The following is a 23,830-nucleotide window of genomic DNA, read 5'->3' as shown; positions in this document are numbered from 1 at the left end:
CTTCTTCCTGGCGGATTCCTCGCCGACGCGTAACGTGAGGCCCCATGAAGATCCTCATCAGCGCCGACATGGAGGGTGCGACCGGCGTCACCTGGCCGGCCGACGTGTTGCCGGGGACACCGCAGTGGGAGCGGTGCCGCTCGATGTTCACCTCGGACGTGAACGCGGCCGTCCTCGGCTTCTACGACGGCGGCGCCGACGAGGTGCTCGTCAACGAGGCCCACTGGACGATGCGCAACCTGCTGCTCGAACGGCTCGACGAGCGCACCGAGATGCTCACCGGACGCCACAAGTCCCTCTCCATGGTGGAGGGCGTGCAGCACGGCGACGTCGACGGCATCGCGTTCGTCGGCTACCACGCGGGCGCCGGCATGGAGGGCGTCCTCGCCCACACCTACCTCGCGAACTCGATCACCGGTGTGTGGCTGAACGACGTCCGCGCGAGCGAGGGACTCCTCAACGCGCATGTCGTCGCCGAGTACGGGGTACCGGTGATCCTGGTCACGGGTGACGACGTGGCCTGCGAGGACGCCCTCGGGTACGCGCCCGAGGCGCTGAAGGTCGCCGTCAAGGACCACGTGTCGCGGTACGCGGCCGTGTGCCGGACCCCGGCCAGGACGGCCGCCGACATCCGCGAGGCGGCGAAGGAGGCGGCGAAGCTGGCGGTCCGTCAGGAACCGGTGCGGGGCGGCCCGTTCACCGTCGCCCTCGAATTCGACGCCGAACACCTCGCCATGGCCGCCACCGTCGTGCCCGGAGTCGCACGGGTCGGCGAGCGGAAGGTGGCGTACACCCACGACACCATGTACGAGGGCATCCGGACCTTCAAGGCGGTCACCACGATCGTCTCGGCCGCGGTGGAGGAGCAGTATGGCTGACATCGACGAGCGGGCCCTGGACGAGGTCGTGACGTTCACCTCGGACCTGATCCGCATCGACACGACCAACCGGGGCGGCGGCGACTGCCAGGAGCGACCCGCCGCCGAGTACGCGGCCGGGCAACTGGCCGGTGCGGGGCTCGAACCCACCCTCTTGGAACGCTCCAAGGGCCGCACCAACGTCGTCGCCCGTATCGAGGGCACCGACCCCTCGGCGGACGCGCTGCTCGTCCACGGTCACCTGGACGTCGTGCCCGCGCAGGCCGACGAGTGGAGCGTGCACCCCTTCTCCGGGGAGATCCGCGACGGCGTCGTCTGGGGGCGCGGCGCGGTCGACATGAAGAACATGGACGCGATGATCCTCGCCGTCGTCCGCGCCTGGGCCCGACAGGGCGTACGGCCCCGACGCGACCTCGTCATCGCGTTCACCGCCGACGAGGAGGCCAGCGCCGAGGACGGCTCCGGCTTCCTCGCCGACCGGCACGCCGGGCTCTTCGAGGGCTGTACCGAAGGCATCAGCGAATCAGGCGCGTTCACCTTCCACGACGGCACCGGCCGGGAGATCTACCCCATCGCCGCCGGTGAACGCGGCACCGGCTGGCTCAAGTTGACCGCGCACGGCCGCGCGGGCCACGGCTCCAAGGTCAACCACGAGAACGCCGTCACGCGCCTCGCCGCCGCGATCACCCGCATCGGCGAACACGAGTGGCCGCTGCGCCTCACCCCGACCGTCCGCGCGGCCCTCACCGAACTCGCCGCCCTGTACGGCATCGAGGCCGACCTCGACGACGTCGACGGACTCCTCGCCAAGCTCGGCCCGGCGGCGAAACTCGTCGAGCCCACGGTCCGCAACAGCGCCAACCCGACCATGCTGAACGCCGGTTACAAGGTCAACGTGATCCCCGGCGAGGCCGTGGCCCACGTCGACGGACGCTATCTCCCGGGCGGCGAGGACGAGTTCCGCACCACCCTGGACCGGCTCACCGGACCCGACGTCGACTGGGAGTTCCACCACCGCGAAGTGGCCCTCCAGGCGCCGGTCGACTCCCTGACCTACGCTCGGATGCGGGCCGCAGTCGAGGAGTTCGCGCCCGAAGGCCATGTGGTCCCGTACTGCATGTCGGGCGGCACGGACGCCAAACAGTTCTCGCGCCTCGGCATCACCGGCTACGGCTTCGCACCGCTGAAGCTCCCCGAGGGCTTCGACTACCAGGCGCTGTTCCACGGAGTCGACGAACGCGTCCCGGTCGAGGCACTGCACTTCGGTGTCCGTGTCCTGGACCGCTTCCTGAGGACGGCCTAGCAAGTGGGGGAGAACATGCGGACTTCGGCGTACGGCTCGTGGCCCTCGCCCATCGACGCGGCGCTCGCCGCCGCGCACGACGGACATCCCGAGTACGTCGGTTTCGTCGGCGACGAGGCCTGGTGGACCGAACCCCGGCCCACCGAGGGTGGCCGCCGCACCCTGGTCCGCCGCCGCGCGGACGGCTCCGAGGAGTCGGTGCTGCCCGACCCGTGGAACGTCCGCAGCAGGGTCATCGAGTACGGCGGCCAGCCCTGGGCTGGAACGGTCCAGGACGGCCGACCCCTCGTGGTCTTCGTGAACTTCGCCGACCAGCGCCTCTACCGCTACGACCCCGGGAGCGAACCGAGCCCGCTCACCCCCGTGTCGCAGGTGGGCGACGGACTCCGTTGGGTCGAACCGCAGTTGCGCCTCGACCTGGGTGAAGTGTGGTGCGTGCTGGAGGAGTTCACCGGTGACGGACCCGGTGACGTGCGGCGTGTGCCGGCCGCCGTACCACTGGACGGATCCGCCGCCGAGGACCGGGGCGCCGTACGCGAACTCACCGACGACCGGCACCGGTTCGTGTCCGGGCCGCGCGTCTCACCCGACGGGCGGAAGGCGGCCTGGCTCGCCTGGGACCATCCCCGGATGCCGTGGGACGGCACGGAGCTGCTGCTCGCCGAGGTCGCGGACGACGGCACGTTCGGGGAGCCCCGGACCGTCGCCGGCGGACCCGAGGAGTCGATCACGCAGGTCGACTGGGGCTTCGACGGCTCGCTCCTGTACGCCAGCGACCGCACCGGCTGGTGGAACCTCTACCGTGACCACCAGCCGCTGTGCGCCCGCGAGGAGGAGTTCGGCGGGCCGCTGTGGAAGCTCGGCCAGCGCTGGTTCGCGCCCCTGGAGAGCGGCCCGATCGCCGTCGTGCACGGCCGGGGCGCCACCTCGCTCGGCCTCCTGGACCCGGAGACCGGCGAGGTCGTCGACGCGGCCGGACCCTGGACCGAGTTCGCCTCCACCCTCGCGGTGCACGGCGAGCGGATCGTCGGCGTCGGGGCCAGCCCGCGCAGCGCCTACGAGGTCGTCGAACTCGACACCCGCACCGGCAGGGCCCGTGTGATCGGTGCCGCACACGACGACCCGGTGGACCCCGCCCACTACCCCGAACCGCAGATCCGCACCTTCACCGGCCCCGCGGGACGCGATATCCACGCCCACATCTACCCGCCGCACAACCCGGTTTGGACCGCTCCAGGCAACGAACTGCCGCCGTACGTCATCTGGGCGCACGGCGGACCCACCAGCCGCGCACCCCTCGTCCTCGACCTGGAGATCGCCTACTTCACCTCACGCGGCATCGGCGTTGCCGAGGTCAACTACGGCGGCTCCACCGGGCACGGCCGCGAGTACCGCAACCGGCTGCGCGAGCAGTGGGGTGTCGTCGACGTCGAGGACTGCGCGGCCGTCGCCCTGGCCCTCGCCGCCGAGGGCACCGCCGACCGCGCCCGGCTCGCGATCCGGGGCGGCAGCGCGGGCGGCTGGACCAGCGCCGCCTCCCTCGTCACGACGGACGTCTACGCCTGCGGCACCATCATCTATCCCGTCCTCGACCTGGCCAACTGGGCCACGGGGGAGACCCACGACTTCGAGTCCCGCTACCTGGAGACCCTGGTCGGCCCCCTCGCCGACGTACCCGCCCGCTACGCCGAACGCTCACCCGTCGAGCACGCGGACCGCGTCACCGCGCCCTTCCTCCTGATGCAGGGCCTCGCCGACGTGATCTGCCCGCCCGCCCAGTGCGAACGCTTCCTGGAACGGATGCGCGGACGTCAAGTACCGCACGCCTACCTCGCGTTCGAGGGCGAGGGTCACGGATTCCGCCGCGCCGACACCATGATCCGCGCCCTGGAGGCCGAACTCTCCCTGTACGCCCAGGTCTTCGGCATCGACCCGCCCGGCGTCCCGACCCTGGAGCTCACCAAGTGACCCCGCTCGTACGGCCGTTCCGACTCGCCCCCGGCGCCCGCGTGGCCGTCGTCGCACCCAGCGGGCCGGTGTCCGAGGAACGGCTGGAGGCTGGTCTCGACATCCTGCGCGGCTGGGACCTCGACCCGGTCGTGGCACCCCATGTCCGGGACCGGCACGGCCGGTTGGGCTATCTGGCGGGCACGGACGCCGACCGCGCGGCCGATCTGCGGAACGCCTGGTGCGACCCGTCCGTGGCCGCCGTGCTGTGCGCCCGCGGCGGCTACGGCGTACAGCGCATCGTCGACCTCCTCGACTGGGAGGCGATGCGGGCCGCCGGGCCGAAGGTGTTCGTCGGCTTCAGCGACCCCACCGTGCTGCACCAGGCGTTCGCCGCCCGGCTGGGCCTCGTCACCCTGTACGGGCCCGCCGCGGCCGGCGTCGACTTCATCAAGAACGCCCGCACGCAGGAGCACTTGAGGGCGACCCTCTTCGACCCGGAGTCCGTACGGACCGTCCACGCCGCCCCGACCGGCGGCGGGGCACTGGTGCCGGGGCGGGCCCGGGGCGTCACCCTCGGCGGCTGTCTCAGCCTGCTCGCCTCCGACCTCGGCACCCCGCACGCGCCCGCCGGTGCGCGCGGCGGGCTGCTGATGATCGAGGACGTCGGCGAACTGGCGTACCGCATCGACCGAATGCTGACCCAACTCCTGCGCGGCGGCTGGCTCGACGGCGTCGCCGGGATCGCGCTCGGTTCGTGGGCCGACTGCGGACCCTACGAGAAACTCCGCCCGGTACTCGTCGACCGGCTCGGCGGACTCGGCGTACCCGTCGTCGAGGAGTTCGGCTTCGGGCACGGCGACGGGGCGCTGACGATACCGCTCGGGGTGACGGCCGAACTGGACGCGGACGCGGGCACGTTGACGCTGGACGAGCCCGCGCTGCGCTAGCCGCGGTCGTGTCCGACCGCTTGTTGAATCGCTGTCAAGAAACACCCTTTGCGGTGATTGACCTGGCCTGACGCGTGTCACACCATGGGCGTGAACCGGTACTTACCGGTCGGTAAGTCGCTGTCGCCTCAGTCGGGTTGCCCTCAGTGTGGAGGTCCCTGTGTCCCGTCGTGCGCCCGGAATCCGCGCCGCGCTGGCTCTCACTCTCACCGCCCCGCTCACTCTCACCGCCCCGCTCGTCCTGGGCCGTCCCGCCGAGGCCGCCGCCCAATACACCGTCACCGCACTGAAGTTCACCGTCCCCGCGGGCGGCCGTGACTGCACGGTCGACGCCGATCTGTACCGGCCCGCGGGCGTGGACCGCGCCCGCCCGGCGCCCGCCGTGCTCGCGACCAACGGCTTCGGCGGCAGCAAGTCGGACGGCTCCACCGACGCCATCGGCAAGGACTTCGCGCGGCGCGGCTACGTCGGACTCGTCTACTCGGGGCTCGGCTTCGGCAGGTCGGGCTGTCCCATCTCGCTCGACGACCCGGGCATCGACGGGAGGGCCGCGTCCGGACTGATCGACTTCCTGGCCGGCACACGGGCCGCCGACGACGGGACCAGGGCCGACTTCGTGACCCTCGACGCGAAGGGCGACCCCCGCGTCGGGATGATCGGCGGATCGTACGGCGGCGCGATCCAGCTGGCGACGGCGGCCGTGGACCACCGCGTCGACGCCCTCGTCCCCCTGATCACCTGGAACGACCTGGCCTACTCCCTCGACCCCAACAGCGCGGCGGGCAAGGGCGGTCGGACGATGCCCGGCGCCTTCAAGTGGCAGTGGGCCAACAGCTTCTACCTCACCGGCGAGACCCAGCCCCTGACCGTGCCGAGCCTCGACCCGACCCGGATCAACTCCCTCACCTGCCTGCACTTCGTCACCCAGGCCTGCGCCATGTTCCGCACCCTGAACTCCGGCAACTACCCGGCCAGGGCGACGGCCGGCCTGCTCGCCCACCTGCACGGCGTCTCCCCGGTGTCGTACCTGAACCGGGTGAAAGCACCGACGCTCCTCGTCCAGGGCCAGACCGACACCCTCTTCAACCTCAACGAGGCGACGGCGACGTACAAGACACTGCGGGCCCAGGGCACGACCGCCAAGATGATCTGGCAGTCGTGGGGGCACAGCGGCGGGACGGCCGACCCGGCCGCCGGTGAACTCGACCTGAGCCAGGGCGACTTGGAGTCCAGTTACGTCGGGACGCGGATTCTCGCCTGGTTCGACCGGTACCTGCTCCGGCGCGAGAACACGGACACGGGACCGGCCTTCGCCTACTACCGCGACTGGATCACGAACCCGGCCGACACCTATGCCACGGCCGGCCAACTCCCCGCGCTCGACGAGAAGTTCTACCTCTCCGGCGACGGCAAACTCGTCGACGACCGGGCGAAGGTGGCGCGCGGCAGCCGTGAGTACACCAACCGGCTTGTCCCCACGAGCCATTCGGAGAGCTCGCTGAGCGGGACGATCGGCCTGCCGGACCCGGCGCCGTACGACACGACGGGCACGTACCTCGGGTGGACCAGCGAACCACTGTCCCGCGCGACGGACGTCGTGGGCGCCCCGAAGGCGACGCTCAAGGTCGTCTCCCCGAAGGCGCGGCGCGTCCAGAACTCCGGTGACGCCGCCGACAACCTCGTCCTCTTCGCCAAGCTCTACGACCTCGCTCCCGACGGGACCAAGACGCTTGTCCACCGGTTGGTCGCTCCTGTCCGCGTGCCGGACGTCACGAAGAGCTTCACGGTGACCCTGCCGGGAATCGTGCACCGGTACGCGAAGGGGCACCGGCTGCGGTTCGTGATCGCGGCGAGCGACGACGCGTACACCGGGAACCGGGGGATCAAGCCGGTGACGGTGGCCGGCTCGCCGCAGGACACGGGGGTGCTGGAGCTGCCGGTCGTCGCGGACTGAGTCTCACCGTGCGTGATGGCCGATTCGGGCCCACCCTGGAGACATGAGCCCGAAGACCACCGAGAGCGGCGGTAGGACCGGCCAGCGGGAACGCGTGCTGACGCCCGCCCGGATCACGGTTCTGCTGCTCGCCGTCCTGGCCCTGATCTTCATCTTCGAGAACACCCGTGCCACGAAGATCCGCCTGCTGATCCCCGAGGTCACCATGCCTCTGTGGATGGCGCTGCTGGGCACGGCGATCATCGGCGCCCTGTGCGGGTGGTATTTCATGCGACGGCGCCGCTAGCCCGGATTAGGGTGACGGGATGCCGCACACCGCATCCCGTTATCTCGCCGAGAGCCCCCGTGTGGGCATCCGGCACTTCACGTACGACGACGGTGCCGAGTTCACCGCGCGGGCCCGGGAGAGCAAGGACCTGCACCAGCCCTGGCTGTTCCCGCCGGCCGGCGTGGACGCGTACACCGCCTATGCGCGGCGGCTGATCCAGGATCCGACCAAGGCCGGGTTCCTCGTGTGCGAGGTGGACGGCGGGGGCATCGCCGGGTTCATCAACATCAACAACATCGTCGAGGGCGGCTTCCAGTGCGGAGCGCTCGGCTACGGCGCCTTCGCGCACGCGGCCGGGCGCGGGCTGATGCGCGAGGGGATGAACCTCGTGGTGGGACACGCCTTCGGGCCGATGCGGCTGCACCGGCTCGAAATCAACGTGCAGCCCACCAACCTGCCCTCGATCGCCCTCGCCCGCGGTTGCGGGTTCCGGCTCGAAGGCTTCTCGCCGGACATGATCTACATCGACGGCGCGTGGCGGGACCACGAGCGCTGGGCGATCACCGCCGAGATGCGGACTTCCGGTTGACCTTCATGGTGTCGAGGTCCGTGACCGTCGACTTCAGGTCACGGAAGCCGTAGCCGAGGCCCTTCAACGCGGTCTCGGCGCGGTCCTCCGCGAGCGCCGCCGCCATCTCGTCGCCGTCGGCCGCGTCCGACACCACCACATACCGCCACGAGAAGTGCTTGAGCGGCGCCGGTTCGTAACTGAGCGAACCCTCCTCGGTGAACCGCATGCTCAGCATCCCGTGCTCAGCCGCCTCGCCCAGCAGCCGCTCCCGCGCCTCGTCCGTCAGCGCGTCCCAGGTGCCCCGGACGATCACCCGGTACGTGTGCTGCTCGCCCATCAGCCGTTCCATCCCTCGGTCCATGTCGTCGAACGGCCCGACTGTACGTCGCCGAGGGCACGGCGCACGCGGAATTTCGTGGCGCCCGGTGCTCCCGCCTTTGCGGAATCCTGACCGGTAGCGCCCCTGGCCACCGCACCCGTTGCCGGGTTCCATGGTGATCGTGACGACGATCCGACGTGAGGTACTGACGTTGCCCGCCGCGGAGTTGGGCCCCGACAACCCGCTGCCCCCACTGCGTCCGCTCGACGAGGTGCACCGCGTGGACGACCGGGACCGCGAGGACCTGCCGCGCGACATGTTCCGCCAGGTCGGCTACGAACCCCTCCGCAGCCTGCTGCCGACCCGCGTCCGGGACGGCTACGACAGAGACCGCACACCCCACCGCGTCGACGCCCTCGTGATCGAGAACGACCGGCTCCGCGCCACCGTGCTCCCCGCCCTCGGCGGCCGCATCGCCTCCCTCGTCCACAAGCCCACCGACCGTGAACTCCTGTACCGCAACCCGGTGTTGCAGCCCGCGAACTTCGCCCTCAACGGCGCCTGGTTCTCCGGCGGCATCGAGTGGAACATCGGCGCCACCGGCCACACCACCCTCTCCTGCGCACCCCTGCACGCGGCCCGCGTCCCCGCCCCCGACGGCGGCGAGATGCTCCGCCTCTGGGAGTGGGAACGGCTCCGCGACCTCCCCTTCCAGGTGGACCTCTGGCTCCCGGACGGCTCCGACTTCCTCTACGTCGGCGTCCGCGTCCGCAACCCGCACGAGCGGCCCGCGCCCACCTACTGGTGGTCCAACATCGCCGTACCGGAGGAATGCCGGGTCCTCGCACCGGCGTCGGAGGCCTGGCACTTCGGGTACGAGCGACGGCTGCGCCGGGTGCCCGTGCCGTCGTACGACGGAGTGGACCGGACGTATCCCCTCAACAGCCCTTACGCGGCCGACTACTTCTACGAAGTGCCGGACGGACGGCGGCGCTGGATCGCCGCGCTCGACGCGGACGGGCACGGGCTCGTGCAGACGTCGACCGACGTACTGCGGGGGCGCAAGCTGTTCGTGTGGGGCACGGGCAGTGGCGGCCGGCGCTGGCAGGAGTGGCTCACCGAGCCGGGTACCCGTGGCTACTGCGAGATCCAAGCGGGCCTGGCCCGCACGCAGTTGGAGCATGTACGGCTCGAACCGGAGAGCGAGGTGTCCTGGCTGGAGGCGTACGGGCCGCTCGACGCCGAGGCGGCGGGGGAGTGGTCCACCGTCGTGGACGGCGCCGAGGCGCGGCTCGAAACCGCCCTGCCCCGCGCCGACTTGGACGCGGCCTACGCCGTGTGGAAGCCGCACGCCGACACCGAACCCGGGGAGATCCTCGCCACCGGCTCCGGGTGGGGCGCGCTCGAAGTCCTGCGCACGGACTGGAAGTTGCCCGGTACGCCCTTCGAGGAGTCCACGCTCGGCGAGGCCCAGGCGCCCTGGGCGGAGCTGCTGCGGAGCGGGGTCCTGCCCGAGCCGCGCCGGGTCCGGCCGCCCGGGGAGTCGCTGGTCGCCTCGCACTGGCGGGACATGCTGGAGACCGCGCCCGCGACCCCGCTCACCGAATACCACCTCGGCGTGGCGCAGTGGCACGCGGGCGATCGGGCGCAGGCGGTGCGGAGTTGGGAGCGGGCCCTCGAACTCGCCCCGTCCCTCTGGCCGTTGCTGCGCTGCCTGGCTGTAGCGGACCAGGAGGCGGGGAACCACGAGCGGGCCGCGGACCGGTACAACGAGGCCTTCGCGGACCTGTGTCATGAGCGGCGGGACGCGGGGGAGCGGTGGACCGCCGCGACGGCCGCGCTCGGGCGGGAGGCCGTCGAGGCGCTGCTGCGGGTGCGGCGGACGGCCGATGCCCGCGCGGTGTGGGAGATGCTGCACCCCGTGACCCGGGAACGCGGCCGATTCCTGCTGCTCCAGGCCGAGTTGCTGCTCGCGGAAGGGCGGCGCGACGACGCGTGGGCCGTCTTCGGCGACGGGTTCGAGGTCGCCGATCTGCGTGAGGGCGCCGAGTCGATCGGCCGGCTCTGGTCCCGGCTCACCGGCGAACCACTGCCGACGCGCTACGACTTCAGGATGCGGCCGGACACGCCCTGAGACGACGGACGGAACGTGGACCGGCGGTCGCGGATCAGGCCCGTCGGTCCACGTACTCGTAGACCATCCCGTCCGGATGCAGCGCGATGAGGTTGCGGCCCGCCGGTGAGGCGATGGGGCCCGCGACGATGTGGGCGCCCAACTCGGTGAGGACCGCGTGGGTCTCGTCGACGTCCTTGACGGCGATGGTGGCGGCGACCTTGCGCAACACCTCCAGCTCCGCCGGAGGCCCGCTCATCAGCAGGAAACAGCCGACCGCGGCCACCGACACCCCACCGCGCTCGAAGCGGAGCGCGGTGCCACCCGCGAGCCGTTCGTAGAAGGGGACGGCGGTCTCCAGGTCGTCGACGCAGACACGCAGCGTGGCTCCCAGAATCTCCATACGGACGAGCCTAGTTGGGGCGGGCGGGCCTTGGTGATCCTTTCGGACGATCCCGGTGAGCGTTCGGCACGTGTTTGGGCTGCCCGCTCAGGGGGACGCGGAATGCCTCGCAGGACCACCCCCACGAAGGAGCCTCATGGACACCGGTGAACTCGTCGAACTCGGACAGCAACTGCGCGTGGACAGTGTGCGGGCCGCCGACGCGGCGGGCTCCGGACACCCGACGTCCTCCATGTCCGCCGCGGACCTGATGGCCGTGCTCCTCGCCCACCACCTCCACTACGACTTCGACCGCCCCACCCACCCCGGCAACGACCGCTTCGTCCTCTCCAAGGGACATGCCTCGCCCCTGCTCTACGCCGGCTACAAGGCCGTAGGAGCCGTCGACGACGCCGAACTGCTCACGTTCCGCATGCTGGACAGCCGTCTCGAAGGGCATCCCACCCCGCAGCGGCTCCCGTGGGTCGAGACCGCCACCGGCTCGCTCGGCCAGGGACTGCCGGTCGGCGTCGGCATCGCCCTGTCCGGCAAGCGGCTGGAGCGCACCGGGTACCGCGTGTGGGTGCTGTGCGGGGACAGCGAGCTGGCCGAGGGCTCGGTGTGGGAGGCCGCCGAGCACGCGGCGTACGAACACCTCGACAACCTCACCCTGATCGTCGACGTCAACCGGCTCGGCCAACGCGGCCCGACCCGGCACGGACATGATCTCGACGCGTACGCCCGCCGGTTCCGGGCCTTCGGCTGGCACACGGTCGAGGTCGACGGGCATGACGTGGACGCCGTGGACCGCGCCTACGGCGAGGCGGAGGCCACGGCCGGGCAGCCCACCGCGATCCTCGCCCGCACCCTCAAGGGCAAGGGCGTCGCCTCCGTCCAGGACCGCGAGGGCCTGCACGGCAAGCCGCTGCCCGACGCGGACGCGGCGATCGCCGAACTCGGCGGCCTCCGCGACCTCCGGGTCCAGGTGCGGGAACCCGTTGACGCCCGCGCGCTGCACTCCGTACGCGCCGACCACCTGGAACTCCCGCGCTACGACCGGGGCGACGACGTCCCCACCCGCGACGCCTTCGGCCAGGCCCTCGCCGCGCTCGGCTCCGCGCGCGGGGACGTCGTGGCGCTCGACGGCGAGGTCGGGGACTCCACGCGCGCCGAGTTCTTCGCCAAGGAGCATCCCGACCGCTACTTCGAGTGCTACATCGCCGAGCAGCAACTGGTGGGCGCCGCCGTCGGGTTGGCGGCGCGCGGCTGGGTGCCGTACGCCTCCACGTTCGCGGCGTTCTTCACGCGCGCGTACGACTTCATCCGGATGGCCGCGGTCAGCGGCGCGGGGATCAACCTGGTCGGCTCGCACGCGGGCGTGTCCATCGGGCAGGACGGGCCCTCGCAGATGGGGCTCGAAGACCTGGCGATGATGCGCGCGGTGCACGGTTCTACGGTGCTGTATCCGTGCGACGCCAACCAGACCGCCCGGCTCGTCGCCGCGATGGCCGGCCTGGAGGGGGTGCGCTATCTGCGGACCTCGCGCGGCGCCGGGCCGGTCGTCTACGGGCCCGACGAGGACTTCCCGGTCGGCGGCAGCAAGGTGCTGCGCTTCTCCAGCCGGGACCGGCTGACGGTCGTGGCCGCCGGGGTGACCGTGCACGAGGCGCTGGCCGCCGCCGACGCCCTCGACCGTGAGGGCATCCAGATGCGGGTGATCGACCTGTACTCGGTCAAGCCCGTCGACGTCGAGACCCTGCGCCAGGCCGCCGAGGACACCGGCTGTCTGCTCACCGTCGAGGACCACCACCCCGAGGGCGGTATCGGGGACGCGGTCCTAGACGCCTTCCTCGACGGCCGGCCGGTGCCGCGCCTGGTCCGTCTCGCCGTACGCACCATGCCCGGCTCGGCGAGCCCGGCCGAGCAGCTGCACGCGGCCGGGATCGACGCGGAGTCGATCGCGGCGGCCGGGCGGCTGCTGGTGGAGACGGCGATCGTGCGCTGAACGCCGGTCGTGGGCCGAACGCCAGGAGCCCGCGTCACCTCGATTGCTCGGGGTGACGCGGGCTCGACGTCTGTGTGGTTCTGCGGAGAGGCCCGCTACCAGCGGTACCAGCGTCCCCGGCCGCCGCCCGCCGAGGTGCCGCGCACCAGGAAGCCGAGCAGCCATACGGCGAGCACGACCAGCGCCACCCACCAGAGGATCTTCACAGCGAATCCGGCACCGAACAGGACCAGCGCCAGCAGTAGGACGATCAGGATCGGAACCATGGTGTGTAACCTCCTGGCCTCCGCGTTCCCCCGATCACGCGGATCAGACGTCCTTGCGGCCGAGGATCTCCCCGTGCAGCACGGCGAACCAGCCGTCCTCCTGCTTCCCCCACTCCCGCCACGCCTCCGCCACGGCGCCCAGCTGCTCGGTGGTCGCATGGCCGCCCTCGGTCGCGACCCCCGCGTACGAGGACGCGACGGTACGGTCCGCCCACAGGCCGCTCCACCAGGCCCGCTCGTCCGGAGTGTGGAACGTCCAGGTGCTGGAGGTGGCCGTGACGTCCGTCAGCCCCGCCCGCAGTGCCCATGATTTGAGACGGCGTCCGGCATCCGGCTCGCCGCCGTTGGCGCGGGCCACCCGGCGGTACAGGTCCAGCCAGTCGTCCAGCCCGGATACCTCCGGATACCAGGTCATCACCGCGTAGTCCGCGTCGCGGGCGGCGATGAACCCACCCGGCTTGGTCACCCGGACCATCTCCCGCAGCGCCTGCACCGGATCCCCCACGTGCTGGAGCACCTGATGGGCGTGGACCACGCAGAACGTGTCGTCCGGATAGTCCAGCGCGTGCACGTCGGCGACCGCGAAGTCGACGTTGGCCAGGCCGCGTTGGGCGGCGGTGGCCCGTGCCTGGTCCAGGATGCCGGGCTCACGGTCGACACCGGTGACATGGCCGTCCGGGACCAGTGCCGCCAGGTCGGCGGTGATGGTGCCGGGACCGCAGCCGATGTCCAGGATCCTCATGTGCGGCTTGAGCGAACCGAGCAGGTAGGCCGCGGAGTTGGCGGCGGTCCGCTGGGTGTGCGAACGCAGCACGGACTCGTGGTGCCCGTGCGTGTAGACGGCGGTCTCCTGCGGCTTCGGCATGGCTCTACCTACCCCTTCGCGTCTTCTTCGGCGTAGGAGGAACGGTACGCGCGCATGTCGGATGATGAGACCTGCGTTTTACGATGTGGACTGACGGGTAATCAGGTACTCCGCCGGCGGGCGGTACACCGTCAGTGCCTCGGGCTGCTCCTCCAGCGTCAACTCGCCCTTGATGTCCGTGACTTCACCGTCGTACGCGAGCAGCGTGCCGGAGGCCAGGCCGCTCAGGCGCAGGCGGTGCACTTGGGACGCCGCGTGGGCGGGGTGGGGGTACCTCCCGCGTGAGCGAAGCCGAGAGTGGGGGAGGGCGAACGGGCCCGCGAGCGCCGCCGCGAGCAGGCGCAGGGCGGGCCTTCGGCCGCCGTGCACGATCCGGATGTCGAGACGCCCGTCCGCCAGGTCGACGCGGCGGCCGGACGCGAGCCCCTTACGGTGATAGGTGCCGTTGCCGGCGAACAGCATCCACAACGGGCGGGTACGGCCGCCGACTTCGGCCTCCAGCGGATGCCGGTCCGCGCGCAGCACCCACAGCGCCGCGAGCACACCCGCGGGCCGGCCGCCGATCCGGGGCGCCCAGCGCTCCCGCTCCCGCACCAGCTCCGGATAGACGCCCAGGCTCAGGGTGTTGAGGAAGATGCCCCGGGTGGCGCCGGACGTGAACCGGCCCACGTCCACGCGGACGGCGTCGCCCTGCCTGATCGCCTTGCCCAGATCGCGCGGACCCTCCACGCCGAGGTCGTGGGCGAAGTGGTTGAGGGTGCCGCCCGGGAGCACCGCGAGGGGCAGGTCGTGGCGCAGGGCGACCCGGGCCGCCGCGTTGACCGTGCCGTCGCCGCCGCACACCCCGAGGACCCGGGCGCGGGTCGCCGCCTTCTCCAACTCGGCGTCAATGTCCGCCGGTTGGCAGGCGACGACCTCCGCGCCGGGCAGGAAGTCCGTCAGCGCGTCCGCCCGGTCCGCGCTGCCCGAGGCCGAGTTGACCACCATGACCAGGCCCTCGCCGTCCGGCAGCACCGGCACCTCGGCACGGACGCGGGCCGGCGGCACGATCCGCCCGCGGGTCGGCACCATGCCACGCACCGCGAACGCCGCGCACGCGCCCAGGGCGGCGCCCGCCACGACATCGCTCGGGAAGTGGACGCCGGTGTACACGCGGGACATGGCGACCGAGAACGCGATCGGCGCCACGACCGCCCCCCAGGCCGGGGACTCCAGGGCCACGCCGGTCGCGAAGGCCGCCGCCGACGCGGCGTGACCGGACGGGAACGAGGTGGTGATCGGCTGCCGCTTCAGCTGTCGGCCCAGCGGGACCGGGTCCAGGACGGGCCGGGGGCGGCGCACGCTCCGCTTCCCGATCGTGTTGATCGCGAGGGAGGCCAGGGACAGCGAGGCGATGCCCCGGGCGGCGGCCCGGCGGGCGCGCGGAGTGCGGCTGGCGGCCACCGCGGCGGCCGTGGCGAACCACAGCACGCCGTGATTGGCGCTCCGGCTGAGCCGCGGCAGCACGGGCTCGCCGGCGGGCCAGTTCCGTTCGGCGGCCACCTCGAAGAGGCGCGAGTCGAGCGAGAGCAGCCATGCGCGCAGGGCGTGGCGGCCGGGGAGGGGACCGTGAGGTCGACGCCGGGGCTCATGCGGTGCCGGGTACCCTGAAATGGCCGTTTGCCGCCCGGCGGACCGGCGGAGGACCGTTTCCACCGCCCTCCGCCGTCGGCGGACCGCTTCGTTCCGACCGTCGGCGGACCGTTCCATCGGAGGACCCCCGCATGCGCCTGATCCTCATCCGCCACGGCCAGACCACGGCCAACGTGGACTTCCGCCTCGACACGGCCATACCCGGCGCGGACCTGACCGACCTGGGCCGCCGCCAGGCCGCCGCCCTCCCCGAGGCCCTCGCCGACGAGGACATCGAGGCCCTCTACGCCTCCACCCTGATCCGCACCCAGCACACCGCGGCCCCGCTGGCCGCCGCCCGCGGCCTCGACGTACGCGTCCGGGACGGCATCCGGGAGCTGACCGCCGGTGACCTGGAGATGCTGCCCGGCGACACCGAGCCCGGTCACGAGTACATGCGGATCGTGTTCGCGTGGGCCGCCGGTGACACGGAGCTGCGGATGCCGGGCGGCGAGAGCGGCACCGAGGCCCTCGCCCGCTACGACGGCGTGATCGCGGAGGCCGCCGACAGCGGCGCCCGCACCGTCGCCATGATCAGCCACGGCGCCGCGATCCGGATGTGGACGTCCGCCCGCGCCGACAACATCGACGTGGACTTCGCCGCCGCCCGCCCCCTCGACAACACCGGCATCGTCGTCCTGGACGGCTCCCCGGCCGACGGCTGGAAGGCCCTGTCCTGGGAAGGCGCCCTGGTCGAGACGGCCGCACCGGACACGGACGGCGGCCCGGCCGGACAGCCGCTCGACGAGGACCAGAAGCCGTAGCGAGGCTTCGGGCCAGGTCATGACGAGGCCCTGACGGGCACAATAAGAGTTTGCCCGGCCGTGAGGCCGCCCCACAGAATGCTTGGTCATGGGACATCTGGAAGCCGCACACCTTGAGTACTACCTCCCCGACGGGAGGCCGCTGCTCGGCGATGTGTCCTTCCGGGTCGGCGAAGGCGCCGTGGTCGCCCTGGTCGGGCCCAACGGCGCCGGCAAGACGACCCTGCTGCGGCTGATCTCCGGCGAGCTGAAACCGCACGGCGGGACCGTCACCGTGAGCGGCGGCCTGGGCGTGATGCGCCAGTTCGTGGGCTCCGTACGCGACGAGACGACCGTACGGGACCTGCTCGTGTCGGTCGCCCCGCCGCGCATCCGCGAGGTCGCCGCCGAGGTCGACAGGGCCGAGCACGGCATCATGACCGTCGACGACGAGGCGGCCCAACTCGCCTACGCGCAGGCCCTGTCGGACTGGGCCGAGGTGCACGGCTACGAGTTCGAGACCCTGTGGGACATGTGCACCATGGCCGCGCTCGGAGTGCCGTACGACAAGGCGCAGTTCCGGCAGGTCGGCACGCTCTCCGGGGGTGAGCAGAAGCGGCTCGTGCTGGAGGCGCTGCTGCGCGGCAGCGAAGAGGTGCTGCTGCTCGACGAGCCGGACAACTACCTCGACGTGCCCGGAAAGCGGTGGCTTGAGGAGCGGCTCAAGGAGACCCGCAAGACGGTCCTGTTCGTCTCCCACGACCGTGAACTCCTCGCCCGCGCCGCCGAGAAGATCGTCTCCGTGGAGCCCTCGCCGACCGGCGCCGACGCCTGGGTGCACGGCGCCGGCTTCGCCACCTACCACGAGGCCCGCCGCGAACGCTTCGCCCGCTTCGAGGAGTTGCGCCGCCGCTGGGACGAGAAGCACGCCCAGCTGAAGAAGCTCGTCCTGAACCTCCGTCAGGCGGCCTCCATCAGCCACGAGTTGGCGTCCCGCTACGCCGCCGCCCAGACCCGCCTGCGCAAGTTCGAGGAGGCGGGCCCGCCCCCCGAGCCGCCGCGCGAGCAGGACATCAGCATGCGCATCAAGGGCGGCCGTACGGGCGTAAGGGCCGTCACCTGCAAGGGACTTGAACTGACAGGGCTGATGAAGCCCTTCGACCTTGAGGTCTTCTACGGCGAACGCGTCGCCGTCCTCGGCTCGAACGGCTCGGGCAAGTCACACTTCCTGCGGCTCCTCGCCGGCGAGGAGGTGAAGCACACGGGGGAGTGGAAGCTCGGGGCACGTGTCGTGCCCGGGCACTTCGCCCAGACCCACGCCCACCCCGAACTCCAGGGCCGTACCCTCCTCGACATCCTGTGGAAGGAGCACGCGCAGGCCCAGGGCCCCGCGATGTCCCGACTGCGCCGCTACGAGCTGACCGGCCAGGCCGAGCAGAGCTTCGACCGGCTCTCCGGGGGGCAGCAGGCGCGGTTCCAGATCCTGCTGCTGGAACTTCAGGGTGTGACCGCTCTTCTCCTCGACGAGCCGACCGACAACCTCGACCTGGAGTCCGCGGAAGCCCTTCAGGAGGGGCTTGAGGCGTTCGACGGGACGGTGCTGTCCGTCACGCACGACCGGTGGTTCGCCCGGTCCTTCGACCGGTATCTGGTCTTCGGCAGCGACGGCAGGGTCCGGGAGACGACCGAGCCGGTGTGGGACGAGCGGCGGGTGGAGCGCGCGCGGTAGGTCGTGCGGGGTGTGACGGCTTGCTTTGGTGCGGAGGTTGCGGGGCCGGAATGCCGGAATGTTCGTAGAGTGGGCTCAAGGACCGTGAGACTCGACGAGCGGGGCACACCATGACCGGAGTCGACCCTGCGCGCCTGGACGATGCTCAGCTCATGAAGGAGCTGGAGACCATCCACCGCACGCGCCACGACACCCTGCTGTACGGCTCGAACGACGCGCTGCGCGCCCACAACGACCGTATGGCCGGACTGGAGGGCGAGTATCTGCGCCGCCACCCGCGTCGCCTCGTGGCCCCCGGCCGTACCCGGCAGGGGGCACGCGAGCGGGAGTGAGCGGGATGTGTCTGTGCCTTGAGAGTGGTGTGTGTCTGTGCCTTGAGGCCCGGGGCGGGCGAGCTTTCAGCGCTGGATCGCGAACGCGTTCCCACCGACGGTGACCGTCCAACCCGGAGCAGGCTCAAGGGAGTTGTGACGCACCATGCCCACTCGGACCCATCGGCCCGCTCGCACGAGCACGCGCACGAAACGCCATTCCCACCATGACGCCCCCGACACCGCCGAGGCGTTCCGCACGCCGGCCGCGCTGCCTCCCGGCCCGCGGGGCGGTTCCGCAACCGGGGTGAGAGAGCGGAGGATCTACGCCAGGTCGCTGCCCTCGGGCTGGTGAAGGCCGTCGACCGGTACGACCCCGAGCGCGGGAACGCGTTCGAGAGCTACGCCGTGCCGACGATCACCGGGGAGATCAAACGGCACTTCCGGGATCACACGTGGACCGTGCATGTGCCACGGCGGGTGCAGGACCTGCGGAACCGGGTGCGGGTCGCCGGGCAGGAGCTCGCCCAGACCGTGCCGGGGCGGCGGCCCACCGTGGCGGAGACCGCCGCGCACGCGTGTCTCTCCGAGGAGGAGGTGCGGGTGGGGCTTGAGGCGCTGGAGAGTTTCAGCGCGTTGTCCCTCGACGCGGTAGCCCCGGCGGTTCGGACGGGTACTCGCTGAGCGATGTTCTCGGGGCCGCTGATCCGGCGTTGGACGTCGTCGTCGACCGGGAGGCCGTGAAGCCTCGGCTCGCCGCGTTGCCCCAGCGGGATCGGGAGATCTTGTACCTGCGGTTCTTCGGGGACATGACGCAGAGTCGGATAGCCGAGCGGTTCGGGATGTCGCAGATGCATGTGTCTCGGTTGATCAGGCGGTGTTGTCTTCGGATCCGGCAGCAGGTTCTGGAGGATGCGGCCGCTTGGAGGTCGTGTTCCGGGTGCGGGTCCGTGGGGGCCGGTCGCGCAGTTCCCCGCGCCCCTGGAAGCTCCGGCTGGGCTGTGTTCACTCGCTCGGGCTCTCTCCTTAACCCCAATGGGGTCCGGCCGCGCGCGTCTCCGAACGGACCGGGCTTCGATGGTGTTGCCGTCGTCCTCGGTCTAAGGAGACCCGCTCATGCGTCGCACCGCCCTTGCTCTGTCCGTCGTCGCCCTCGTCGGCGCCGCCGGGCCCGCTCTGGCCGCTGATCCGGGTGCCGAGGTCAGTCCGAGCACCGTGCGGGCGGGTGGGAACGTCACCGTTTCCGTCACCTGCGAGGCGATCGGAGGGACCGTGGCCGAGACCATCGACGCCACGTCCCAGGGGTTCGACGACGGGACCGTCCAGCTGCAACGGGTGCCCGGCAACGACGACCGGGCCGCCGGAGCCGCCTATCGGGGGACCGCGCGGATCTCCGACGGCGAAGGGGGCGGGCGGGACTCCGCGTGGACCGTCGACGGGACCTGTCCCGCGCCGCCCGGCGGACAGGGCAGGCCCTGGAGCGCGACCTTCAGCATCGAGCGCGGTGGCGGGCAGCCGCCGTGTCAGGAGCCTCGCGGGGACGCCTGTGGTGGTGTGCCCGCCGCGATCCAGCGCGGGGTGCGGGCGGGGGAGGGCGGTACCTTCACCGACTCCGTCCCGGCTCTGGTCGCCGGTGGTGTACTGATCGCGGGCGCCCTGGGTGGGGCCGTGTACCGGCTGCGCCGGCGGACGCCGGGGCACTGAGCGCGCGAGCGGGACACGGCACGGCACTGCACGAGGGACTGCGCGGAGGCACCATGCGGCAGGCGGACGCGGTAGGGCAGGGGCCCGTGCGCTACGGCCCGGTGTTTCCTGATGACGGCCTGCCCGTGCTGCCGGAACTGGCCGCCGTCCTCGCCGCCGCCGCGTCCCGGACCGAGGAACAGCCCGTCGGCGGCGCCCCCGTACTGCTCGACGCCGCGAGCGGGTACTTCGAACGCCGGGGCCTGCCCGCCGACCCCGCCCGCGTGGCCGCCGCCCCGGGTGCCCCCGCGCTGCTGGTCGCCCTGACCGCGGCGCTCGGCGGTGACGTACTCATCCCCAGGCCCTGCGCCGCCTGGTGGGCGCCGTACGCGCGCCTGTTGGGCCGACCCGTGTTCCATGTGGGCACCCCGGCCGAGTGCGGCGGGGTGCCCGATCCGTACGCCCTGCTGGAGACCGTGCGCAGGGTCCGGGACGAGGGCGGGGACCCGCGGCTGCTCGTCCTCTCGGTGGCCGACGACCCGACCGCGACCGTCGCACCGCCCGAGGTCATGCACGAGACCGTCGAGGCCGCCGCGGCCGAGGGGCTGCACCTGGTCAGCGACGAGACCTGGCGCGACACCCTGCACGCGCCCCGGGGCACCATGCTGCTCAGCCCCGCCGAGATGCTGCCCGACAAGGTCACCGTCGTCACCGACCTGGCCGGCGCGCTCCTCCCGTCCGGCTGGCCAGCCGCTGTCGCCCGCTTCCCCGAAGGCCGTGCCGGGCAGGCGCTACGCGCGCGCGTGCTCGACGTCCTCACCGCACTCGGCGCCCGCGTCGCCGCACCGGTCGCCGCCGCGGCGGCGCACGCCCTCGGCGAACCCCCGCCCGTCCTCGCCCGCCGCGACACCGCCGTACGCCTGCACGCGCGCGTGGCCGCCGCCGCGCACGCCGCCGTCACCGGGGCGGGCGCGTTCTCCCGGCCGCCGCAGGCGGGACGCCATCTGTACGTCGACCTCGGGCCGCTGCGCCACGCACTCACCCCGCAGGGAGTGGGCGACGCGCAGGACCTGGAGGAGTTCCTCACCGCCCGGCTCGGCATGCCCGCGCCGGGCGGTCACCGGTTCGGCGACGACCTGGGCGCGCTACGGGTCCGGCTGTCCACCGGGCCACTGCTGGGCCGAACCGACGCGGAACGCGCGGAATGTCTCACGTCACCCTTGCCGTTGGAACTGCCACACGTGCAACGCGCGTTGATGTCCTTGAGGTCGATCTTCGACGATCTCCGCGACGACGCTCAGCGATGGGAGCCTCCTCGATGACGCAGCAGTCCGAGTCGACCACCGACAGCAGTACGGCCATGCGCGAAGCGGCCGCTCCGACGTCCCCGTTCACCCCCTCGTCCCCACCGCTCGCCGAGCCCCGCCCGCTCGGCGAGCGGCGCGTGTGGCCCCGCGCCTTCCACGACCGGCTCACCGCCCCGCTCCCCGGCCTCAAGGCGTTCGCCCGCTTCGCCCGCGAGGGTTCGGTACGCCCCCGCCCGGAGGGCCTGGCCGACATCCCCCAACTCCCGTTCGCCCCCGAGCCGTTGCCCCAGGTGGACGCCCTGACCGTCGCCGTCACCTGGGCGGGGCACGCCAGTTGGGTGGTACAGATCGGCGGGCTGACCATCCTCACCGACCCGGTCTGGTCCCGCCGCATCCTCGGCACCCCGGCCCGGATCACCCCCGTGGGCGTGGCCTGGGAAACACTCCCGCCCATCGACGCCGTCGTCATCAGCCACAACCACTACGACCACCTCGACGCCCCCACCCTGCGCCGACTCCCGCGCCACACACCGGTGTTCGCCCCCGCCGGCCTCGGCAGCTGGTTCCGGCGCCGCAGATTCACCCATGTCACCGAGCTCGACTGGTGGGAAGCGGCCCAACTCGACGGCGTCCGCCTCGACTTCGTCCCCTCCCACCACTGGTCCAAGCGCACCCTCACCGACACCTGCCACTCCCTGTGGGGAGGTTGGGTGATGACAGCACCGGACGGCCGGCGCGTCTACTTCGCCGGCGACACGGGCTACGGCCACTGGTTCGCCCGAATCGGCCATCGCTACCCGGGAATTGACCTCGCCCTCCTCCCCATCGGCGCCTACGACCCCCGCTGGTGGCTCAGTGACGTCCACTGCGACCCGGAGGAGGCGGTCCAGGCCGCACAAGACCTGGGCGCGAGACGGATGGCCCCCATGCACTGGGGCACCTTCGTCCTCTCGGCGGAACCGGTGCTGGAACCCCTGACGCGAGTGCGGGCGGCCTGGGAGAAGGCCGAGCTGGCGCGCGAGAACCTGTGGGACCTGCCGGTGGGAGCTTCAAGAGTGCTGGAGTAGACGCCCTCTCAGGGGCGCGGGGCTGGGTCGATTCGCGACTCCGCCGCGGGGCGCGACCAGCCACAACGGACCCGCACCCCGCAACGAGCCCTCAACCGGCAGCCCGAACCCGCCTCCACAGACTGGGCGCCACACTGATCACCACGGTCAGCACAACCGCCGCCACAACCCCCTCCCACGGCTCGGGGAACAGCGAGCCACCAAGGATGCCGATCAGCTGGTACGTCACCGCCCACGCCAGACACGCGGGCGCGTTCCCCCGGGCGAACCGGCGGATCGGCCACTCCGCCATGAGGCAGGCCAACATCACCGGAATCCGGCCGGCCGGCACCAGCCGGGACAACACCAGCACGGCCACCCCATGGTCGGCCAGCTTCGCCTGCGCCTGCGCAAGCCGCTCCTCCGGCGCCCGCGCCCGAATCGCCTCCAGCCACCGCGACCCGTTCTTCGACCCCATCCCCCGCCGCCCCAGCCAGTACAGCGCGACGTCCCCGAGGAACGCGGCCAGCGAAGCCGTGACGAACACCAGCGCCAACGCGAAGGGTGCCGTCTGGTGAAAGGCGACCACGGCCGCCGAACTCACCAGCGCCCCCGTCGGAATCACCGGCACCAACGCCCCGAACAGCACCAGCAGGAACAACGTCGGGTAACCGATGGCCTGTTGGGCGGACTCGGGCGATGTCGTGGCCGTAGCGGCCGCGATCCAGCTCACCGGGCGACCTCCGGGCGCACGCTCTCCCCGTGCCCGAGCCGGTGCACCGCGACCGAGGGCGCGAGTTGGGCGGCGATCCGCACGAACTCGTCGCCCGGCGTGTGGAATTCGTGCGGGCGCACCGCGTCCATCCCGATCGGCCAGTACGTGCCGTAGTGCACCGGCACCGCGCTGCGCGGCGCGAGCCGGGCGAGGGCCTGGGCCGCGCGGCCCGCGTCGAGGTGCCCCTCGCCGAGATACGGGCCCCAGCCGCCCACCGGCAGCAGCGCCACGTCGACCGGCCCGACCTCCTTGGCCATGTCGTCGAACAGCCCGGTGTCCCCGGCGAAGTAGGTCCGCGCCTCGCCCTCGACGACGTAGCCCAGCGCGGGGGAGCGGTGCGGTCCGACCGGCAGCCGGCGGCCGTCGTGCCGTGCGGGAACGGCCCGTACGACCAGGTCACCGACCCTCGTCCGGTCGCCGGGGGCCACCTCGTCGATACGCAGCCGGCGGAGCCGGCGCAGTCCGGGCACCGCGCGGAGTGCGCCCCGGGGCACGAGCAGGCGCGTGCCCGGGGCGAGGGAGGCGAGCGAGGGAAGGTGCAGGTGGTCGGCGTGGAGGTGGGAGACGAGCGCCAGGTCCGCGCGCCGGGCCTCGGGCGGCGGCACCGCGCCCCGACGGCGTCGTAGATGTGCGAGGCGGCGCGCGAACAGGGGGTCGGTGAGGACGCGCGTGTCCGAGTCCTCGATCGTGCAGGTGGCGTGACCCCACCAGGTGATCTCCACCGGCACCTTCTTTGCCTCCTTC

General features: G+C 72.1%; 21 protein-coding genes and 2 pseudogenes. 16 read left to right on the top strand and 7 right to left on the bottom strand.

The window, feature by feature from the left end; translation table 11 throughout:
- The first annotated feature begins 44 nt into the window (after positions 1-44).
- The 7 genes from OG226_RS10750 (at position 45) to OG226_RS10720 (ending at position 7,889) form a co-directional block, all read left to right on the top strand.
- Positions 45-878 (top strand): M55 family metallopeptidase, encoded by an 834-nt coding sequence (locus tag OG226_RS10750; RefSeq protein ID WP_328676711.1) that lies wholly within the window; start codon positions 45-47, stop codon positions 876-878.
- Positions 871-2,181 (top strand): M20/M25/M40 family metallo-hydrolase, encoded by a 1,311-nt coding sequence (locus tag OG226_RS10745; protein WP_328676709.1) that lies wholly within the window; start codon positions 871-873, stop codon positions 2,179-2,181. The genes OG226_RS10750 and OG226_RS10745 overlap by 8 nt, the downstream gene beginning before the upstream one ends.
- A gap of 15 nt (positions 2,182-2,196) precedes the next feature.
- Complete coding sequence (locus tag OG226_RS10740) at positions 2,197-4,149, top strand: prolyl oligopeptidase family serine peptidase (protein ID WP_328676707.1); 1,953 nt, start codon at positions 2,197-2,199, stop codon at positions 4,147-4,149.
- A complete protein-coding gene (locus OG226_RS10735) occupies positions 4,146-5,078 on the top strand; it encodes a S66 peptidase family protein (RefSeq protein WP_328676706.1) in 933 nt (310 codons plus the stop codon). The genes OG226_RS10740 and OG226_RS10735 overlap by 4 nt, the downstream gene beginning before the upstream one ends.
- 160 nt (positions 5,079-5,238) lie before the next feature.
- A complete protein-coding gene (locus tag OG226_RS10730) occupies positions 5,239-7,032 on the top strand; it encodes a CocE/NonD family hydrolase (RefSeq protein WP_443066880.1) in 1,794 nt (597 codons plus the stop codon).
- A gap of 43 nt (positions 7,033-7,075) precedes the next feature.
- Positions 7,076-7,318, top strand: coding sequence for a LapA family protein (locus OG226_RS10725; protein WP_266864038.1), 243 nt, complete (start codon positions 7,076-7,078; stop codon positions 7,316-7,318).
- A gap of 19 nt (positions 7,319-7,337) precedes the next feature.
- Positions 7,338-7,889, top strand: coding sequence for a GNAT family N-acetyltransferase (locus tag OG226_RS10720; protein WP_328676700.1), 552 nt, complete (start codon positions 7,338-7,340; stop codon positions 7,887-7,889).
- Here OG226_RS10720 and OG226_RS10715 read toward each other — a convergent pair.
- Positions 7,861-8,208 (bottom strand): DUF6204 family protein, encoded by a 348-nt coding sequence (locus OG226_RS10715; protein WP_318019787.1) that lies wholly within the window; start codon positions 8,206-8,208, stop codon positions 7,861-7,863. The two genes, OG226_RS10720 and OG226_RS10715, sit on opposite strands and share 29 nt — an antisense overlap.
- Before the next feature lie 154 nt (positions 8,209-8,362).
- Between OG226_RS10715 and OG226_RS10710 the strand changes: the two genes are divergently transcribed.
- A complete protein-coding gene (locus tag OG226_RS10710) occupies positions 8,363-10,324 on the top strand; it encodes a DUF5107 domain-containing protein (protein ID WP_329348721.1) in 1,962 nt (653 codons plus the stop codon).
- Positions 10,325-10,358: 34 nt separating this feature from the next.
- On the opposite strand, the gene OG226_RS10705 is transcribed toward OG226_RS10710, so the two are convergent.
- Positions 10,359-10,706 carry a VOC family protein gene (locus OG226_RS10705; RefSeq protein WP_328676695.1) on the bottom strand — a complete coding sequence of 116 codons (348 nt, stop codon included), beginning with the start codon at positions 10,704-10,706 and terminating at the stop codon, positions 10,359-10,361.
- A gap of 136 nt (positions 10,707-10,842) precedes the next feature.
- Here OG226_RS10705 and OG226_RS10700 point away from each other — a divergent pair, with 136 nt between their 5' ends.
- Entirely contained in the window at positions 10,843-12,690 is a 1,848-nt protein-coding gene (locus OG226_RS10700; RefSeq protein ID WP_329348720.1) for a transketolase, read from the top strand.
- Between the two features lie 95 nt (positions 12,691-12,785).
- Here the strand turns inward: OG226_RS10700 and OG226_RS10695 are convergent, their stop codons facing one another.
- The 3 genes and pseudogenes from OG226_RS10695 to OG226_RS10685 all read right to left on the bottom strand — a co-directional run bounded on the left by OG226_RS10695 (position 12,786) and on the right by OG226_RS10685 (position 15,452).
- Positions 12,786-12,956, bottom strand: a complete 171-nt coding sequence (locus OG226_RS10695) for a hydrophobic protein (protein WP_266774083.1) — start codon at positions 12,954-12,956, stop codon at positions 12,786-12,788.
- Positions 12,957-12,999: 43 nt separating this feature from the next.
- Positions 13,000-13,821, bottom strand: a complete 822-nt coding sequence (locus OG226_RS10690) for a methyltransferase domain-containing protein (protein WP_328676686.1) — start codon at positions 13,819-13,821, stop codon at positions 13,000-13,002.
- Between the two features lie 78 nt (positions 13,822-13,899).
- Positions 13,900-15,452 (bottom strand): annotated as a pseudogene (locus tag OG226_RS10685) (bifunctional phosphatase PAP2/diacylglycerol kinase family protein).
- 132 nt (positions 15,453-15,584) lie between these two features.
- Here OG226_RS10685 and OG226_RS10680 point away from each other — a divergent pair.
- The 7 genes and pseudogenes from OG226_RS10680 to OG226_RS10650 all read left to right on the top strand — a co-directional run bounded on the left by OG226_RS10680 (position 15,585) and on the right by OG226_RS10650 (position 22,332).
- Positions 15,585-16,256 (top strand): histidine phosphatase family protein, encoded by a 672-nt coding sequence (locus tag OG226_RS10680; protein WP_328676683.1) that lies wholly within the window; start codon positions 15,585-15,587, stop codon positions 16,254-16,256.
- Between the two features lie 88 nt (positions 16,257-16,344).
- Positions 16,345-17,964 (top strand): ABC-F family ATP-binding cassette domain-containing protein, encoded by a 1,620-nt coding sequence (locus tag OG226_RS10675; RefSeq protein ID WP_328676681.1) that lies wholly within the window; start codon positions 16,345-16,347, stop codon positions 17,962-17,964.
- Positions 17,965-18,074: 110 nt separating this feature from the next.
- A complete protein-coding gene (locus OG226_RS10670; protein ID WP_327400161.1) occupies positions 18,075-18,296 on the top strand; it encodes a DUF6158 family protein in 222 nt (73 codons plus the stop codon).
- 145 nt (positions 18,297-18,441) lie between these two features.
- Positions 18,442-19,195: pseudogene (locus tag OG226_RS10665) on the top strand (SigB/SigF/SigG family RNA polymerase sigma factor); the annotation flags it as partial.
- A gap of 196 nt (positions 19,196-19,391) precedes the next feature.
- Positions 19,392-19,979 carry a hypothetical protein gene (locus OG226_RS10660; protein ID WP_328676679.1) on the top strand — a complete coding sequence of 196 codons (588 nt, stop codon included), beginning with the start codon at positions 19,392-19,394 and terminating at the stop codon, positions 19,977-19,979.
- Positions 19,980-20,032: 53 nt separating this feature from the next.
- Positions 20,033-21,280, top strand: coding sequence for an aminotransferase class I/II-fold pyridoxal phosphate-dependent enzyme (locus OG226_RS10655; protein WP_329348719.1), 1,248 nt, complete (start codon positions 20,033-20,035; stop codon positions 21,278-21,280).
- A complete protein-coding gene (locus OG226_RS10650; protein ID WP_328676676.1) occupies positions 21,277-22,332 on the top strand; it encodes an MBL fold metallo-hydrolase in 1,056 nt (351 codons plus the stop codon). Before OG226_RS10655 ends, OG226_RS10650 begins: the two co-directional genes overlap by 4 nt.
- A 91-nt stretch (positions 22,333-22,423) precedes the next feature.
- Here the strand turns inward: OG226_RS10650 and OG226_RS10645 are convergent, their stop codons facing one another.
- The gene (locus tag OG226_RS10645) at positions 22,424-23,044 is read right to left on the bottom strand and encodes a DedA family protein (protein WP_329348718.1); all 621 of its coding nucleotides are present in this window, start codon (positions 23,042-23,044) and stop codon (positions 22,424-22,426) included.
- Positions 23,041-23,814, bottom strand: a complete 774-nt coding sequence (locus OG226_RS10640; protein ID WP_328676672.1) for an MBL fold metallo-hydrolase — start codon at positions 23,812-23,814, stop codon at positions 23,041-23,043. The genes OG226_RS10645 and OG226_RS10640 overlap by 4 nt, the downstream gene beginning before the upstream one ends.
- Between the last annotated feature and the right edge of the window lie 16 nt (positions 23,815-23,830).

It is taken from the genome of Streptomyces sp. NBC_01261, from assembly GCF_036226385.1.
Taxonomy (GTDB): Bacteria; Actinomycetota; Actinomycetes; order Streptomycetales; family Streptomycetaceae; genus Streptomyces.
This window is presented reverse-complemented; position numbering and strand designations above follow the sequence as displayed.

Excerpts from the sequence above, each read along its gene's own strand:
- OG226_RS10750 (WP_328676711.1), top strand. The coding sequence starts at position 45 with ATGAAGATCCTCATCAGCGCCGACATGGAGGGTGCGACCGGCGTCACC.
- OG226_RS10745 (WP_328676709.1), top strand. The coding sequence starts at position 871 with ATGGCTGACATCGACGAGCGGGCCCTGGACGAGGTCGTGACGTTCACC.
- OG226_RS10740 (WP_328676707.1), top strand. The coding sequence starts at position 2,197 with ATGCGGACTTCGGCGTACGGCTCGTGGCCCTCGCCCATCGACGCGGCG.
- OG226_RS10725 (WP_266864038.1), top strand. The coding sequence starts at position 7,076 with ATGAGCCCGAAGACCACCGAGAGCGGCGGTAGGACCGGCCAGCGGGAA.
- OG226_RS10720 (WP_328676700.1), top strand. The coding sequence starts at position 7,338 with ATGCCGCACACCGCATCCCGTTATCTCGCCGAGAGCCCCCGTGTGGGC.
- OG226_RS10715 (WP_318019787.1), bottom strand. The coding sequence starts at position 8,208 with ATGGGCGAGCAGCACACGTACCGGGTGATCGTCCGGGGCACCTGGGAC.
- OG226_RS10710 (WP_329348721.1), top strand. The coding sequence starts at position 8,363 with ATGGTGATCGTGACGACGATCCGACGTGAGGTACTGACGTTGCCCGCC.
- OG226_RS10705 (WP_328676695.1), bottom strand. The coding sequence starts at position 10,706 with ATGGAGATTCTGGGAGCCACGCTGCGTGTCTGCGTCGACGACCTGGAG.
- OG226_RS10700 (WP_329348720.1), top strand. The coding sequence starts at position 10,843 with ATGGACACCGGTGAACTCGTCGAACTCGGACAGCAACTGCGCGTGGAC.
- OG226_RS10695 (WP_266774083.1), bottom strand. The coding sequence starts at position 12,956 with ATGGTTCCGATCCTGATCGTCCTACTGCTGGCGCTGGTCCTGTTCGGT.
- OG226_RS10690 (WP_328676686.1), bottom strand. The coding sequence starts at position 13,821 with ATGCCGAAGCCGCAGGAGACCGCCGTCTACACGCACGGGCACCACGAG.
- OG226_RS10680 (WP_328676683.1), top strand. The coding sequence starts at position 15,585 with ATGCGCCTGATCCTCATCCGCCACGGCCAGACCACGGCCAACGTGGAC.
- OG226_RS10675 (WP_328676681.1), top strand. The coding sequence starts at position 16,345 with ATGGGACATCTGGAAGCCGCACACCTTGAGTACTACCTCCCCGACGGG.
- OG226_RS10670 (WP_327400161.1), top strand. The coding sequence starts at position 18,075 with ATGACCGGAGTCGACCCTGCGCGCCTGGACGATGCTCAGCTCATGAAG.
- OG226_RS10660 (WP_328676679.1), top strand. The coding sequence starts at position 19,392 with ATGCGTCGCACCGCCCTTGCTCTGTCCGTCGTCGCCCTCGTCGGCGCC.
- OG226_RS10655 (WP_329348719.1), top strand. The coding sequence starts at position 20,033 with ATGCGGCAGGCGGACGCGGTAGGGCAGGGGCCCGTGCGCTACGGCCCG.
- OG226_RS10650 (WP_328676676.1), top strand. The coding sequence starts at position 21,277 with ATGACGCAGCAGTCCGAGTCGACCACCGACAGCAGTACGGCCATGCGC.